At 72.9% G+C, this 15,870-nt stretch carries 13 protein-coding genes; 6 read left to right on the top strand and 7 right to left on the bottom strand.

Going from position 1 to position 15,870, the window contains the following annotated elements; translation table 11 throughout:
* Positions 1-46: 46 nt before the first annotated feature.
* Entirely contained in the window at positions 47-1,069 is a 1,023-nt protein-coding gene (locus OXR63_RS06905; RefSeq protein WP_267421266.1) for a lysylphosphatidylglycerol synthase transmembrane domain-containing protein, read from the bottom strand.
* Between the two features lie 71 nt (positions 1,070-1,140).
* Here OXR63_RS06905 and OXR63_RS06900 point away from each other — a divergent pair, with 71 nt between their 5' ends.
* Positions 1,141-2,253 carry a glycosyltransferase gene (locus OXR63_RS06900; protein WP_267421264.1) on the top strand — a complete coding sequence of 371 codons (1,113 nt, stop codon included), beginning with the start codon at positions 1,141-1,143 and terminating at the stop codon, positions 2,251-2,253.
* Between the two features lie 98 nt (positions 2,254-2,351).
* Here the strand turns inward: OXR63_RS06900 and rfbD are convergent, their stop codons facing one another.
* Genes rfbD through OXR63_RS06875 form a run of 5 tightly spaced genes read right to left on the bottom strand, consistent with a single transcriptional unit; the run spans position 2,352 to position 8,485 of the window.
* Entirely contained in the window at positions 2,352-3,203 is an 852-nt protein-coding gene (gene rfbD, locus OXR63_RS06895) for a dTDP-4-dehydrorhamnose reductase (RefSeq protein WP_267421263.1), read from the bottom strand.
* Positions 3,204-3,224: 21 nt separating this feature from the next.
* The gene (gene rfbB / locus OXR63_RS06890) at positions 3,225-4,211 is read right to left on the bottom strand and encodes a dTDP-glucose 4,6-dehydratase (protein WP_267421262.1); all 987 of its coding nucleotides are present in this window, start codon (positions 4,209-4,211) and stop codon (positions 3,225-3,227) included.
* A gap of 23 nt (positions 4,212-4,234) precedes the next feature.
* Complete coding sequence (locus tag OXR63_RS06885; RefSeq protein WP_267421261.1) at positions 4,235-5,920, bottom strand: hypothetical protein; 1,686 nt, start codon at positions 5,918-5,920, stop codon at positions 4,235-4,237.
* A gap of 5 nt (positions 5,921-5,925) precedes the next feature.
* Positions 5,926-7,554, bottom strand: coding sequence for a glycosyltransferase family 39 protein (locus tag OXR63_RS06880; RefSeq protein WP_267421259.1), 1,629 nt, complete (start codon positions 7,552-7,554; stop codon positions 5,926-5,928).
* Positions 7,544-8,485, bottom strand: coding sequence for a glycosyltransferase family 2 protein (locus tag OXR63_RS06875; RefSeq protein ID WP_267421258.1), 942 nt, complete (start codon positions 8,483-8,485; stop codon positions 7,544-7,546). Before OXR63_RS06875 ends, OXR63_RS06880 begins: the two co-directional genes overlap by 11 nt.
* A 176-nt stretch (positions 8,486-8,661) precedes the next feature.
* Between OXR63_RS06875 and OXR63_RS06870 the strand changes: the two genes are divergently transcribed.
* Genes OXR63_RS06870 through OXR63_RS18365 form a run of 5 tightly spaced genes read left to right on the top strand, consistent with a single transcriptional unit; the run spans position 8,662 to position 14,713 of the window.
* Positions 8,662-10,095 (top strand): glycosyltransferase family 39 protein, encoded by a 1,434-nt coding sequence (locus OXR63_RS06870; protein ID WP_267421257.1) that lies wholly within the window; start codon positions 8,662-8,664, stop codon positions 10,093-10,095.
* A gap of 12 nt (positions 10,096-10,107) precedes the next feature.
* Complete coding sequence (locus OXR63_RS06865; protein WP_267421256.1) at positions 10,108-11,235, top strand: hypothetical protein; 1,128 nt, start codon at positions 10,108-10,110, stop codon at positions 11,233-11,235.
* 53 nt (positions 11,236-11,288) lie between these two features.
* On the top strand, positions 11,289-11,900 hold the full coding sequence (locus tag OXR63_RS06860) for a dTDP-4-dehydrorhamnose 3,5-epimerase family protein (RefSeq protein ID WP_194662002.1): 612 nt from the start codon (positions 11,289-11,291) through the stop codon (positions 11,898-11,900).
* A 12-nt stretch (positions 11,901-11,912) separates the two neighbouring features.
* Positions 11,913-12,776, top strand: coding sequence for a glucose-1-phosphate thymidylyltransferase RfbA (gene rfbA / locus OXR63_RS06855; RefSeq protein ID WP_267421255.1), 864 nt, complete (start codon positions 11,913-11,915; stop codon positions 12,774-12,776).
* 2 nt (positions 12,777-12,778) lie between these two features.
* Positions 12,779-14,713 (top strand): glycosyltransferase family protein, encoded by a 1,935-nt coding sequence (locus tag OXR63_RS18365; protein WP_267421254.1) that lies wholly within the window; start codon positions 12,779-12,781, stop codon positions 14,711-14,713.
* A gap of 40 nt (positions 14,714-14,753) precedes the next feature.
* On the opposite strand, the gene OXR63_RS06845 is transcribed toward OXR63_RS18365, so the two are convergent.
* Positions 14,754-15,870 (bottom strand): glycosyltransferase family 2 protein (locus OXR63_RS06845; RefSeq protein WP_267421252.1); only part of this gene is annotated, 1,117 nt, incomplete at its 5' end.

Genomic DNA, 15,870 nt, shown 5'->3' with positions numbered 1-15,870 from the left:
GGTGGTTCGGCCGGGTGCCCGGCGGGTGGATCGACAGCCGACAGTATCAGTGGTCGTCTGGAGGACCGGCGGTGTCGGGCGCCGTGGCGTCCGCCGTCGGGAGCGGACCTGCCGCCGGTCCCGCTGCCCGTCCGGCTGCACGGCGGCGGCGTTCGCCGAGCACCGCAGCGCCGGCGAAGACCAGGTCGACGACGGTGAGGAGCACGCGCGACATCACCGCGACGCTGACCGCCGCGGACGCGCCGAGCGGGACGTTCGCGGTGAGCAGCGCCGTGAGGACGGCCTCCCGGCCGCCGAGGCCGGCGGGCAGGAAGAAGACGAGGAAGCCCACGAGCCAGGCGAGGGCGTACGCGCCGATGGTCAGCGTGGTGACGCGCAGGTCGACGCGGGCGAGCGGGACCAGCACGAGGGTGATGTGCAGGCCGAAGAGGAGCCACGCCAGCGCGGCCCAGCCGAAGGCCCGGATGATCGCGCCGATGCGCAGGTCGATGGTGCCGAGGTCGCGCCGGGTGACCTTCGACGCCAGGCGCAGGCCGAACCGCAGCACGGCCGGGTGCAGCGCCGCGAGGACGATCGGCACCAGGAGCACGACGAACCAGTAGCTGGCGAAGGCGTCGGGCTGGACGAAGGGGATGGTCACCGCCGCGACGGACACGCCGGCGCCGCAGCTCACGAGCAGGGTGAGCATGCCGACGGCGACGCTCCTGGCGGCCGGGACACGGTGCTCACGCCCGAGGTCGGCCTGAGCGACGATCGGCCACACCGACCCCGGGATGTACTTGCCGATCTGCGACAGGAAGAACACCCGCTGGGCGGCCCGGATCGGGATGTGGTGGCCGGCACCGGACATCAGCGCACGCCAGGACAGGAACGTGACGTACGTCGCCGCCGCCCCGGTCACGAGCGCCGCGACGAGGGACCACGGGTCCTGCCGTCCGAACGCGTCGCTGATGTCACCGGCGCGCGGCACGAGGAACGCCACGCAGAGCGCGAGGGCGACGACGAGGCCGACGGTGCGGATCACGGACTTGGCTCGCGAGCGCTTCGCGGGCTGTGGGGCGTCGGTCATTCTCACCTAGGGTTGATCGGGTGCGCCGAGACCGGAGACGGCGCGCGCGACCATCGGAAGGGGCGGCCCACGTGCGGATCTTGGCCTTCGGAACATACCAGGCGTCGGACCACCCCCGGGTGCGCGTCCTCGCCGACGGCCTGCGCGAGCGCGGTCACGTCGTCGCGGAGGCGAACGTCCCGCTCGGGCTCTCGACGAAGGACCGCGTCGCCATGCTCGGCGCCGCCTCGGGGGCGTTGCGCATGGCCGGACGGCTCGCGAGCAGCTGGACGCGGCTCACCGCGAAGGCGCTCGCCGTCCGTCGGTCCGGCCGACCCGACGCCCTGCTCGTCGGGTACATGGGGCACTTCGACGTCTGGCTCGCGCGGCTGCTGTTCCCGCGGACGCGGATCGTCCTCGACCACCTGATCTTCGCCGCCAGCACCGCACAGGACCGCGGTGTCGGTGCCGGCGGTCTCAAGCAGCGGCTGCTCCGCTTCCTCGACCGCGCCGCGCTCACCATCGCGGACGTCGTGGTCGTCGACACCGAGGAGCACCGGGCCATGGTGCCGGACGCCCTCCGCGACAAGGCGGTCGTGGTGCCCGTCGGGGCCACCGCGTCCTGGTACCAGGCGGGCGCGCACCCCGAGGACCGACCGGACGACGAGCCCCTCCGCGTGGTCTTCTTCGGGCTGTTCACGCCGCTGCAGGGTGCGGAGACGATCGGCCGCGCGATCGGCCTGCTGCCCGACGACGGCCGGGTCACGGTCACGATGATCGGGTCGGGGCAGGACCACGACGCGGCCGTCGCAGCCGCCGTCGGCGGTGCGCCCACGGAGTGGGTGCCCTGGGTCGACGCCGCGGACCTGCCCGCCCGGGTGGCCGCGCACGACGTCGGCATCGGCATCATGGGCACGACCCCGAAGGCACTGAAGGTCGTGCCGAACAAGGTCTACCAGTGCGCCGCCGCCGGTCTCGCGATCGTCACCAGCGACACGGCCCCGCAGCAGCGCGCGTTCGGCGACGCCGTGGACCGCGTGGCAGCCGGGGACGCCGCCGCGCTCGCGGCGGCCATCCGCGCCCTGGGCGAGGACCGCACGCGCCTCGCCGAGCGGAGGGCAGCGGCGTCAGCCGCAGCCGACCGGTTCCGTCCGGCCAACGCGGTGGCACCCCTCGACGAACGCCTGCGCCGGACCGTCGGCTGACAGCACCAATCGTCCACCAGTGACGCACTGGAGGCCCTGCTCACGTTCCGCGTGTCGCGGTCGGTGAGCAGGGCCTCCAGTCCGTCAGCCGGTGCGTCTCAGGACGCGAGCACACCCGCCTGCGCGGCGGCGTGCAGTGCCTCGCGCCAGTCGCGCATCGCCGGGATGCCGGCACGCGACCACGCGTCGTGCCCGAGGACGCTGTAGGCGGGGCGAGGAGCCGGACGGACGAACGCGGAGCTGTCCGTGGGCAGGACGCGCTCGGGGTCGAGCCCGACCTCGGTGAAGATCGCCTTCGTGAAGTCCAGCCACGACCCCTGCCCGGCGTTCGTGCCGTGGTAGATGCCCGCGGGTGCGTCGGCGTCGACCATCGCGACGATCTGTCGTGCCAGGTCGCCCGTCCACGTCGGCTGCCCGACCTGGTCGGTGACGACGCTGACGGTCTCGTGCGACCCGGCGAGCCGGATCATCGTCTTGGCGAAGTTCGGGCCACCCGCGCCGTAGAGCCATGCCGCGCGGACGATCCAGGAGGAGTCCGGTGCGACGCGACGGACGGCGGCTTCCCCCTCGGCCTTCGTGCGGCCGTAGGCGCCGATCGGGTCGGTGGGCTCGTCCTCGGCGTACGGGGAGGTGCCGTTGCCGTCGAAGACGTAGTCCGTGGAGACGTGCACGAGCTTCGCGCCGGCGGCGACCGCGGCCGTCGCGAGGACCTCGGGGCCGCGGGCGTTCACGGCGTGGGCGTCGTCCTCGTGGGACTCGGCGTCGTCGACCTTGGTGTAGGCGGCGGCGTTGATGACGACGTCGTGCCCGGCGACCGCCGCGGTGACCGCGGACGGGTCGGTGATGTCGAGGTCGGCGCGCGAGAGGGCGGTCACGTCACGTCCGGCGAGGGCCTGCTGGAGGTCCTGGCCGAGCATGCCGGCCGCGCCGGTGATGAGGTATCGGGTCATGGTCTGGTCCGTCGTCCGGGCTCAGGCCAGGGCCGCGCGCTCCTTGAGCGGCTCCCACCAGGCGCGGTTGTCGCGGTACCACTGGACGACGTCGGCGAGTCCCTGCTCGAAGGGGACCTGGGGCTCGTAGCCGAGCTCGGCCTGGATCTTGCTGATGTCCACCGAGTAGCGGAGGTCGTGTCCGAGGCGGTCCGCGACGCGGTCGACGTACGACCAGTCCTTGCCGGTGGCCTCGAGCAGCATCTCGGTGAGCTCCTTGTTGGTGAGCTCGGTGCCGCCGCCGATGTTGTAGATCTCGCCGGCGCGGCCACGGGTCAGGACCATCGCGATGCCGCGGGTGTGGTCGTCGACGTGCAGCCAGTCGCGGATGTTGTTGCCCTCGCCGTAGAGCGGGACGTGGCGGTCGTCGATGAGGTTCGTGACGAACAGCGGGATGACCTTCTCGGGGAAGTGGTACGGCCCGTAGTTGTTCGAGCAGCGCGTGATCGAGAGGTTCAGCCCGTGCGTGCGGTGGTAGCTGCGGGCGAGGAGGTCGCTGCCGGCCTTCGACGCCGAGTACGGCGAGTTCGGCTCGAGGGGACGGTCCTCGGCCCAGGAGCCTTCGCTGATGGAGCCGTAGACCTCGTCCGTGGAGACGTGCACGAAGCGCTCGGTGCCGTGACGGAGCGCCGCGTCGAGCAGCCGCTGGGTCCCGACGACGTTGGTCTCGACGAAGATGCCGGAGTCGCGGACGGAGCGGTCGACGTGGGACTCGGCGGCGAAGTGCACGATCGCGTCGATGCCGGGGATCACCTCGTCGAGCTTGGCGGCGTCGGTGATGTCGCCCTGGACGAACGAGTAGCGGGGGGAGTCCGCGACCGGTGCGAGGTTCTCGAGGTTGCCCGAGTACGTCAGTGCGTCGTAGACGACCACGTCGGCACCTTCGAGGCCGGGGTAGGCGTCCTGCAGTGTACGGCGGACGAAGTTCGAGCCGATGAAGCCGGCTCCTCCGGTGACGAGGATCTTCACGCGTTGTTCCTTCAGTGATCGGTTCAGCGGTCGGCGGGCAGTCTAGCGGGCATCGTCGGACCGGCGTCCGAGTCGGGGAGCGGGTCCGTGGTGGTGGTGGTGGTGGTGTCGGCGGTGGCGGTGGTGTCGCCGGTCCCGGTGGTGGTCGGGGCGGTGGCGGTGGTGTCGTCGGTGGACCCCACCGTGCGCGTCGAGCCGAACCAGCGCCAGGCGATGACGATCGTGGCGGCGCCCAGGACGCCGACGGCGACCACCAGCGCACCCAGCGGGGCACGTCCGAGCGGCAGCGATCCCCACAGCGTCTGCTTGCCGGCGGCGGAGACGCGGAACACGAGTTCCTCGTACGTCCCGGCGTAGAGCAGACCGAGGGCGGCGACGACGACGACCGGCGCGACGACGAGCGCCGCGCGGGCGAGGCGGACCCGGACCTCGCGGCGGACGACGAGCGCCTGCCACGCGACCGCCTGCGTCACGAGGAGGGCGGCGACCGCGGGGAACAGGAAGCGCCCCTGGTTCACGTTCACGCCGAGGTGCCCGGCGTACGTCGCCCAGTCCCGGACGACGACCACGACGAGGGCGGTCAGCGGGAACACGCCGGCGACGGCCAGCACGCGGCGGTCCGTCGAGCGACGCGACACGCCCCAGACCAGGACGGTGAGGGCGAGCACCGTGAACGTGTCGACGAGGATCGGGGACAGGGGCCACTCGTACCGCCCGAGCTGTCCCCAGAACGAGTTCGACAGCCCGTTCCAGAACACGCCGGCGAACTGGACCCCGTCCGGCCCCTCGAGCCGTGGCCACCGCAGGACGACCGCCGGGTACGAGTCGGGCTGCGGCGTCCCCGTCCGGACGAGCTGCGCCAGGTACCACCAGCCCGTGGTCACGAGCGGCACGGCGAGGACGACGACGGCACGGAGCACGCGGCCGAGGACGCCGAGCGCCCGTCCGCCCGCGCCGTCGGACCGTGCCAGGAGCACGGCGAGCAGCGCGAAGGGCACCGCCATCACGCCCCCGGCCATCACGGCGGTGCCGACGGCGAGTGCGCCGCCGAGGGCGAGTGCTGTCCACCAGGACCGGTCACCCGTGAGGACGCGGACCCCGAGCCACGTGGCGAGGGCACCGGCGGTGATGACGGGCACCCACACGGACACCGACGACGTGAGCTGCAGGAGCTGGGGCACGGCGAGGAGCGCGACGGCGGCACTGACCGCGAGGCGCGGCGACCGGGTGGCACGACGGACCGCGGCCCACACGAGCAGTGGGAGCGGTGCCGCGACGACGACGTCGACCAGCCGCCAGACCAGCACCACGAGGTCCCAGCGGTGGCTCGCGAAGTCGATCACGTGCGCGACGATCGCCTGCACGAGGAACCAGGTCGGCGGGTGCTGCGACATCGGGTTGACGAGCTCGTTCTCGGTGCCGTCGCCGACGATCGCCGCGAAGGTGCCGCGCTCGGCCGCCGGCGGCAGGTGGTTCGGCACGTTCTGCGCGAGCAGCCCCTGGACGTAGTGCAGGTCGCCCGGGTGCGGCCAGCTCTGGCCCATCGCGAGGTGGAGCACGGCGTCGACGTTCGCGACCTCGTCCGGGCCGTGCAGCGCGGGGTTCACGTACGCCCAGGTGACCAGGAGCAGGACGAAGACGGCCGTGACGCCCAGGAGGGAGACGACCTCGCCCCGACCGATGCGCGGAGTCGTCGCTGCGGGGGACACGCACGTCATGCTCGGGGTGCTCCTCGGTCGGTGTCGGTGTCGGTGCCGGTAGTGTCGGGGACGCGGGCGGGCTCGGCGTCGACGCGGGGGTCGACGACGGGGCCGGTCACGACGGGTGCGTCCGCGAGTCCGCTCGGGACCCCGCGCGACACCACGACCGCGATCGCCAGGAGCACCAGCGCCACCACCCAGCCCGCGACCAGCAGCGACACCGGCGCGGGCGTCGAGGAGGACAGCTGGTCGAGCCCGACGGACGTCACCCGGATCCGGGAGTGCTCCGCGATGCTGGCGTAGGTGAACAGCAGGGCGTACACGGCCAGGGCTGCCGACACCGCGGCGACCACCGTGCCGAAGCGTCGGTGCCCGGTCGTCGTGCCGATCGCACGGCGCCAGGCGATCGCGCTCAGGGCGATGAACGCGAGCATCGCCGGGAAGTAGTACCGGCCCTGGGTCGCGCCGATGAACGTGGTGGACCGGTAGCTGCCCCAGGCGTTCGCCGTCTGCAGCAGGAAGACCGTGAGCGGCAGTGCGGCCAGCACGAGGGCGGTGCGCAGTCCGGGACGTCGCGGGAAGCCCCAGACGAGCACCGCGCCGAGCGCCAGCACCGTCGCGGTCTCGAACACGACGGGCGAGATGATCCACTGCGCCTTGCCGCCGAAGCTGCCCCAGAACGTCCGCGCGATGGTGGACCAGGAGACGTCCGCGAAGGCCACCGGGTCCGGACCGGTGCCGGACGGGAAGGGCTTCGGCGGGCGGAGCGACTCGAAGCCGTTGGGCTGCAGCGTGTGGAACACGAGGAGGTTCCTGAGCCACCACCCGGCCCCGAGGACCGCGGCGACCGCGAGCACCCAGAGTGCACGGACCACCCGCGGGCCCGTGCCCGGTCGACGGGTCGCACCGACGAGCAGGGCGAGGCCGACGAACGGGATCAGGGGCAGCGCCGTGCCCTTCCAGAGGATCGCGACGCCGAGCGAGAGGGCGAGAGCGAGTGCCGTCCTCGTCCGGGCGTCACCGGTCAGGACCCGGACGGCGAGCCAGACCGTCGTGGCGGCGAAGAGGATGACAGGCGGGTCGTTCGACACCGACGCCCCGATCGAGGCGAGCTCCGGGACCGCGAGCACCGCGAAGGCCCCGACCACCGCGGCGCGGGGCGAGCGGGTCACCCGGCGGACGGTGGCCCAGGCGAGGACGGGCAGCGGCAGGACGAAGAGCGCCCCGAGCAGCCGGACGGCGAGCACCGCGACGTCCGGTCGCAGCGACTCGAAGTGCACGGTGCGGAGGACCCCGGCGGCGAGCACGTAGTACGTCGGCGGGTGCTGCGTCATCTGGTCGACGGTGTCGGTCTCGGCGGCCCCGGTGCGTTCGAGCAGCTCGCCCATCGACGGCCCCGCCTGGCGGTCCGTCTCCTTCGCAGCACGCTCGACGGCCTCGAGTACGCGGAGCTTCCCCGGGTCCGGCCAGCCGTCCCCGATCGCGACGTGGACCGCCGCGTCGAAGTGCGCCCGCTCGTCCGGCGCCTGGAACGACGGGACGAGCGCCGCCCACAGCACGAGGACGACCGCGAACGCCGCCGAGACCGCGCCGACGACGACCCACTCGCGGCGCCGGGGCGCCGGGGCGGTCTCAGTCGCCATAGCGTGCGAGCTTCTGCAGGTCGAGCTGCTCCTCCGCGAGGGTCCTGTTCAGGCGTGTGAGGTCGGCGACGACCCCGATCGTGATCGAGAGCACCGCCGTGATGATGAGCACGAGGCCGAGGATCAGGGACTGCAGGTGGTTGCCACCGGCATCGGCCCAGAGCAGGACCAGGTACCGGACGAAGGGGATGAGGCCGCAGGCGGCGAGCACCGCGCTCACCGAGGCGAACAGCGCCATGGGGCGGTACATCAGGTAGACGCGGGCGATCGCCGAGCCGGACTCGAACATGTGCTGCCAGATGTTGCTGAACAGGCGGGACTCGCGGGTCTTCGCGTTCGTCGTGATCGGCACGCTGGCGATCGCGATGCGCTTGTAGCCGGCCTGCACGATGGTCTCCATGCAGTAGCTGAAGCGCGTCACGATGTTGAGTCGGATGAGCGAGTACTTCGAGTACGCGCGGAACCCGCTCGCCGCGTCCGGCAGGTCGAGGCCGGCGGCGCGGCTGGCGACCCAGGAGCCGAACCGCTGCATGACCTTCTTGAACCCGGAGAAGTGCTCGATGGTGCGCGTCTGACGGTCGCCGATGACGATCTCGGCCTCGTCCCGCAGGATCGGCTGGACGAGCTCGGCGATCTGCGCCTGCGGGTACTGGTTGTCACCGTCGGTGTTCACGACGATGTCCGCCCCGTGCAGGAGCGCGTAGTCCACACCGTCACGGAACGACCGGGCGAGGCCCATGTTCGTGGTGTGCCGGACGAAGTGGGTCACGCCGTGTGCGCGAGCGACCTCGACGGTGCGGTCCGTCGAGCCGTCGTCGATCACGAGGATCTCGATCTCGTCGATGCCGGGGATCGACGTCGGGATGGTCTCGAGGACCGAGGGGAGCGTCTGTTCCTCGTTGAGGCAGGGGATCTGGATGAAGAGCTTCACTGCGTTCGGGCGTCTCGATCTCGTCGGTCGGTGGGCGCGCGTGCGTGTGGTCATCACGCGCGGGGCGTTTCGGGCCGCGCTCACCCTATGCGAAAACGCCCGACCCCCGAAGCGCACCACGGACACGACGGTGAGCCGCCGTCAGCTCGGGCGACGCTGTGGCAGGATCGCAGACCGTGCGCCGATTCGTCCCGTCCCTCCACACCGGCGTGGTCATCGCCGCCGCCGTCTTCGCGGTGTTCGCGGCGATCGCGATCGGCTTCGCCGCCCCGCCGTTCAACTCCGCGGACGAGGCCGCGCACTTCGACTACGCCGTGACCGTCTGGCACGGACACCTCCCGGTGTTCCAGGACGGGCTCACGATCTCGTCCCCCTTCGGCACCCTGCCCCCGGTGCAGTGGGTCTCGCAGCACCCACCCCTCTTCTACGCGATCCTGGCGCCGGTCGTCGGACCGCTCTGGGACAGCGGACAGCTCTACACCGCGGTCCTCGCGGGACGTGGGATCAACGCCGTCCTCGCGGGCCTGACCGTGCTCGCGGTGGGCTGGGCGACGGGTCGTGTGCTGCCGGGTCGCCCCGCGGTCGTCAGCGTCGCCGCGGTCGTCGTCTCGCTGACGTCGATGTTCCTGCTCGTCGGCGGAGCGGTCTACAACGACCTGCCGAACGTCGGCTTCGGCGCCCTCGCCATCGGCGTCGGGGCCACCGCGATCCGACGGGGACTCTCCTGGCGTCTCGTCGCCCTCGGCGCGGTCGTCACCGCCGGCGGCATGCTCAGCCGGCTCTCCTTCGCGGTGTTCGTCGTCGCGGTCGTCGTCGCCTTCGTCGTCGCACGGCGGACGGGCTGGTGGGGCACGGTCCTCGGCAAGGCGGTCGCCGTGGTGGTGGTCGCCGTCGCCCCCGTGCTCTCCGCAGGGTGGTTCTTCCTGCGCAACCGCGAACTGACCGGCAACATCGCCGGCAGCCAGCCCGCGTGGGCGGCCGAGAACCTGCACCGCGTGCACACCGGGTTCGTCGAGACGGTGACCAACCCGGGCTTCTGGACCGGGGTCTTCTCGGTGTTCCGTGGCCACTTCAAGGTCGACGGGGAGTGGACGTGGCTGATGCTGCTCGTCCCGCTGCTGCTGGCGGTCGTCGTCGGTCTCCTGCCGCCGCTCCGACGCGGCCGGTCAGGAGCAGGGCGCACCCCGCTCGCCGACGCCCTCGTCGCCGCGATGCTCGTGGGGGTCTTCGTCCTCGTCGTCTTCCTCCAGGTCCGCTTCACCATGCAGGGCGGCGCTTCCCAGGCCCGCTACGGCCTGCCCCTGATGCCGGTGCTCGCGGTCGCGATGGCCGTCGGGCTGACCGGCTTCGGGCGGTTCGTGACCCCGGTGCTCGTCACGGCCTGGGTCGCCGCGGCAGGGTACGGCTGGTTCACGATCCTCGACCTGTCCCGCCCGGCGTTCACCGCACCGGACACCCTCACCATCGCCCGGGTCGCCGTCGTGCTCGCGTTCGTCGCCCTGGCCGCCGTCCTCGCCGGCGTCTGGGTCGGGTCGCTCCGCCGGGTGCCGCGTGCTGACGACCCCGCCAACGCGTCGTCGCTGCCCGCGGAGGCGTCCCACGCGGCGTGACAGGATGACGGCGTGACGTCCTTGCGCTCCCGGGTCGCCCGGGTCATCCGCCGTCGACCGGGACAGCAGCCGCAGGCACAGCCGCAGCCGGAGCCGGCCGTCGTGCCCCCGCTCGTCGGCTTCGTCGTCCACGGCGCCGGGGGACTCCACCCCGCGTCGGCACACATCCGGGTCACCGGCCGGATGTCGGCGCTCGCCGCGTCCGGCGCGGCACGGGTCGCGCAGGTCGACCCGGTGCGCTGGGCGGACGGCTCGGACACGGCGCACCTCGACGCGATCCTGGTGCAGCGCGACGCGTTCCCGCTGGCCGCGCTCGACCCCGCCTTCGCCCGGGCCGCCGCCGAGGGCACCCGCATCGTCGCCGAGGTGGACGACGACTTCTTCACCGCCGAGGCCCGCGCCCGGCTGGCACGCGCCGAGTACGACCCCGACCGCCTGGCCGCCGTCGACCGGCTCGTCCGCGGCGCCGACGCCGTGGTGGTCTCGACCGAGCCACTGCGTGCCGTCCTCGCGGCCGAGGGCATCGACGCCGTCGTCGTGCCGAACGGCGTCCAGCCCGGACTGTGGTCGCACGACCCCGTGACCCCGACCACGGACGGTCCCCGTCGGGTCCTCTACATGGGGAGCGCGACCCACGGCGGCGACCTCGACCTGCTCCGCGACGTGTTCGACGGATTCGTCGACGACGCGGGCCGACCCGTCCGGCTCGAGGTCGTCGGGGTGACGCACGACGACGACGCCTGGCACGACCGCCTCGCCCTGCCGGAGGGCACGACGCACTACCCCGAGTTCGTGGCCTTCCTCCGCGAGCACGCCGACCGCTGGTCCGCCGGGGTGGCACCGCTGACGGACGACCGCTTCAACGACGCCAAGAGCGACCTGAAGTTCCTGGAGTACTCGATGCTCGGGCTGCCCTTCGTCGGGTCCGACCGGCCCTCCTACGCCGGGGTCGACGCACACGGGGGTCTCCTCGCCGCGGACGGCGTCGCGGCCTGGCGCACGGCGTTGCGCACCGCCTTCCACCACCCCGAGGAGCGCGTCCGCTCCGCCCAGGCGTACGTCCGCGCGGAACGGGTGGTCGCCGAGGGGCGCGACGAACCCGGTGAACGCGCCTGGCGGAGCGCACTCGGGCTGTCCTGACACCCCCGGCCGGGCTCCCCGGACACGACCGGGCGGCTTGCTAGGCTGCTGCGGTGCAGATCCGCGAACTGAAGATCCAAGGCGCGTGGGAGTTCACCCCCGTCCAGCACGGCGACGCACGGGGGGCCTTCCTCGAGGCCTACCGTGCCGACGTGCTCGAGGAGACCGTCGGTCACCCGCTCGACCTCCGCCAGGTGAACATGTCGATCTCGGCGCGCGGTGTCGCGCGCGGGATCCACTACGCGCTCGTCGCCCCGAGCCAGGCGAAGTACGTCACCGCCGTGCGCGGCGCGTTCATCGACTACATCATCGACATCCGCGTCGGGTCGCCGACGTTCGGGCAGTGGGACTCGGTGCGCATCGACGACGTCGACCGTCGCGCCGTCTACCTCTCCGAGGGCCTCGGCCACGCGATCGTCGCGCTCGAGGACGCCTCGACGGTGAACTACCTCGTCAGTGCCCACTACGACCCCCAGCGCGAGAAGGGGATCAGCATCCTCGACCCGACCGTCGGCCTGACGCTGCCCGACGGCATCGGCGAGCCCGTGCTGAGCGAGAAGGACACCAGCGCGCCGACCCTCGAGCAGGCCGCCGAGCTCGGGCTGCTCCCGACCTACGACGAGTGCGTCGCCTACACCGAGTCCCTCCGGACCACGAAGAAGTAGAGGACCATCCCCATGAAGGGCATCATCCTGGCCGGCGGTTCCGGCACGCGCCTCTGGCCCATCACCAAGGGCATCTCGAAGCAGCTCATGCCCATCTACGACAAGCCGATGGTGTACTACCCGCTGTCGACGCTGATGATGGCCGGCATCCGCGAGGTCCTCGTCATCACGACGCCGGAGTACAACGACCAGTTCCGCGCCCTCCTCGGCGACGGTTCGGCCCTCGGCATGACGATCGAGTACGCCGTGCAGCCGAGCCCGGACGGCCTGGCCCAGGCGTTCGTGATCGGTGAGGACTTCATCGGCGACGACAGCGTCGCGCTGGTCCTCGGCGACAACATCTTCCACGGCACGGGCCTCGGCACCAGCCTGCAGAAGAACACCACGGTGCAGGGCGCGACGATCTTCGCCTACCACGTGGCCGACCCCAAGGCCTACGGCGTCGTGGAGTTCGACGACGACTTCACCGCGGTCTCCATCGAGGAGAAGCCGGCCGACCCGAAGTCGAACTACGCCGTCCCCGGGCTGTACTTCTACGACAACGACGTCGTCGAGATCGCGAAGACCATCGAACCGAGCGCCCGCGGTGAGCTCGAGATCTCGACCGTCAACGAGCGCTACCTCGAGGCCGGCTCGCTCGGCGTCGAGGTCCTCGACCGCGGCACCGCCTGGCTCGACACCGGCACGTTCGAGTCCATGATGCAGGCGTCCGAGTACGTCAAGGTGATCGAGGACCGCCAGGGCCACAAGATCGGCTGCATCGAGGAGATCGCCTGGCGCAACGGCTGGATCGACGACGCCGCGCTCGCCGACCTCGCCGCACCGCTCGCCAAGAGCGGCTACGGGGTCTACCTGCAGCAGCTGCTCCGCGGCTGACCGTGGCGTTCCGTCGCCTGCTCGGCCGGGCCGGCACCGCGGACGTCGGGCAGCCGATCACGGACGACCGCGGGCCGGCCGTCGGGGCCGAGCCGGGCCTCCCGGTCGACACGTCCCTGGTGACGGACGCACCGCGGCCGGCAGCCGACGGCTTCGACGTGCTGGTCACGGTCGCCGAGGCGGCGTACCGCTCCGGTGCGCACCGGCCGGTGGTCGTCGCCGCCCGCACGGCGGGCGCACGTTCCGTCGTCGTGAGTGCGTACGACGTCCACGCCGGCCCGCAGAGCACGTACCCGCCGGTCGTCGGCGGTGACGACCACGTCGTGGCACGACCGACCGTCGCCGCGACCTGGGGCGGTGCGGTCGCTGCCGCGCGCCCCCTGCTCGGCTCCGCGGTCGTCGTCGTCCAGGACGCAGCCGTCCTCCTGCCGGAGGACGGCCTCCTCCGGTTGGTGGCCGCCGTCACCCGGTCGGAGGACCCCGACCAGGACCCCGACCAGGACCGCCGGGAGGCCGTGGTCGCCCTGCCCGTCGTCCGCTCCACCGACGACGTGGTCGCCAGCGCGGGTGCGGTGCTGGTCCGCGGGACGGCTCCGGCCGGCTCGCTCCTGCGCGGCCACCCGTACGAGGACGCCGAGCTGCTCGCCGGTGCCCGGGTGTTCGCCGGCGACGAGCCGTGCTTCGCCGTCCGCACGGACGCGCTCGCGGTCCCGGTCGTCACCGTCGACACCCGCACCGCGGTCGCCCGGCTGACACGGGACTCCGCCGACGCCGCCGGTGGGGACTGCGTCGTGCTCCCGCTCGGGCGGGTGTACCGCACGTCGGTGCTCCGCGAACGGCGCTACGACACCGACGCCGCCGACGCGCTCGCGGTGTGGCGGGACCGGTCCGACGACGCGGCAGACGTCGCGCTCGCCCGTCTGGGGTTCGCCGCCGGGGTCCCGACGGCGGACCCGGTCGGCGCACCCGTGGCGCTCCGTGAGCCGGTGGTCCGAGCGGAGCGGGTGCGCACGGTCGAGCGCGCCGAGCGTCTGCGGTGGTCGATCCGGATCGCGGCGCACCCCGGTCCCCGCGGCGACGACTGGGGCGACACGTTCTTCGCGCGGGACCTCGCCGCGGCGCTCCGCGGTCTCGGACAGGACGTCGTGGTGGACCACCGCGAGTCCCACGTGCGGCCGTTCTCCGAGCACCTGGACGACGTCGCGCTGACCCTCCGCGGGCTCGACGACACCCCGGTGCACCCGACCGCCACGAACGTGCTCTGGGTCATCTCGCACCCTGACCTCGTGACGCCCGCCGAGCTCGCGCGGTACGACCTGCGCTTCGCGGCCGGGCCGGTGTGGGCCTCCCGCGTGACGGCGGAGACCGGGCTCGCCGTCGAACCCCTCCTGCAGGCCACGGACCCGGCGCGGTTCCACCCGGGCCCCGTCGACCCGGCGTTCCCCGACCTCGACACGGCCTTCGTCGGCAAGACCCGGCGCGTGTTCCGGCCCGTCGTGCGCGACGCCGTCGAGGCCGGTGTGGACCTCTCCGTGTGGGGCGAGGGGTGGGAGCGCCTCCTGCCGGACGGCGTCCACCGCGGTGTCTTCGTGCCGAACGACCAGCTGCCGGCGCTCTACCGGAGCGCCAGGGTCGTCCTCAACGACCACTGGGACGACATGGCGCGGGACGGCTTCGTGTCGAACCGCCTGTTCGACGCCGCCGCGTCCGGGGCACTCGTGGTCACCGATCCGATCGCGGGCGTCGACGAGCTGTTCCACGGCGCCGTCCGGACCTACGACTCCGTCGCGACGCTCGGGGCGCTGGTGCGTGCAGGGGAGTCGACCACGCAGCAGGAGCGGACGGCACGGGGCACGCGCATCGGTGCGGAGCACGCGTTCGCCCGGCGCGCCGAGGTGCTCCTCGACGCGGTCCGGCGGGAGCGCGCCCGGCGCTAGGGCCGGATCCGCGGGGCCGTCGGCCCGGGCCGGTCGGGCGCTAGGGCCGGATCCGTCGGGCGAGGTCGCCCGCCCGGTCGGCCAGCCGGACGACCCGGCGCGCCCGCATGGCCGTGAGGTCGGCGGTGCGGGCGGTGACCTCGCGGAGCGCCGCCTCGGCCCGGTCGCGCTCGAACTGCACCGTCGCCCGGAGCGTGTTCGCCGTGGCCTCGCCCTGTCGGACGACGTCCTCGAGCCCCTCGAGCTCCTCGATGCGGCGGTCCCGGCGCACGATGGCACGCCCGAGCGCACGGAGCCGGTCGAACTCGTCGACGGGGACGAGCGGGCCAGCGGGGGTGTCAAGGGCCGATGACCCGGCGGCCCGCAGCGCGTCCACGATCCCGTCGTCGCGCGTGAACGGCCCGGCCTCGGCCTCGGCGTCGGTCACGAAGCGCAGCGCGAAGGTCGCCTGGAGGACGCCCTCCTGCAGCCGTCGGTAGTCGCGCATGCCGTGGTGCCGCGGGCTCGGCGTCAGGTCCGGGTTCGCCTCGTAGGCGCGTCCGCTGACCTCGACCCGGTGCGCGTACTGCGCCCAGGAACGCCAGGGCAGGTGCAGCACCTCGAGCGCGAGCGCGTCGGGGACCTCGCCGCCGTTCGCGACGCTCACCTGGTGGTTGCCCTGCACGACCGTGACGTCGGGGTCGCCGACGTGGATCGCGTTGGTGGTCGGCGGCGCGAGGAGCCCGGCGGCGCGCAGTTCCTCGATCGGCCGTTCGTCCCGCCAGTGCAGCCGCTCGAGGCCGGCGCCCGACTCGGCGAGTCGCCCGGTGAGGTTGACGACGGGCACCGTGAAGGCCCCGATGGCCGGGTCGAGCTGCTCGAAGACCGATCGGACCGTCAGCGAGCGGTCGACGGGCAGCAGGAACTCGTCGGCGTCGGCGTTGACGACCCAGTCCGCGTGGTGGACCGTCGCGGCGTCGCGGGCCATCCCGGTGACGACGGTGCCCTGCTGCTTCCGGTGCACGGGGTCGTGCCGCAGGTCCACGACGACGTCCTCGCGCTCCGCGAACGCGGTCAGGATCTCCGTGGTGCCGTCCTCGGAGCCGTTGTCGGTGATGACGAACACGTCGAAGCCCTGCGCGACGTGGTGGTCGAGCCACGCGGGGATGACGTCCGCT

The sequence above is a fragment of the Curtobacterium sp. GC_Cur_3 genome, assembly GCF_026544205.1.
Lineage (GTDB): Bacteria > Actinomycetota > Actinomycetes > Actinomycetales > Microbacteriaceae > Curtobacterium.
The sequence above is the reverse complement of the archived record's forward strand: the minus strand, read 5'-3'. Positions and strand labels throughout refer to the sequence as shown.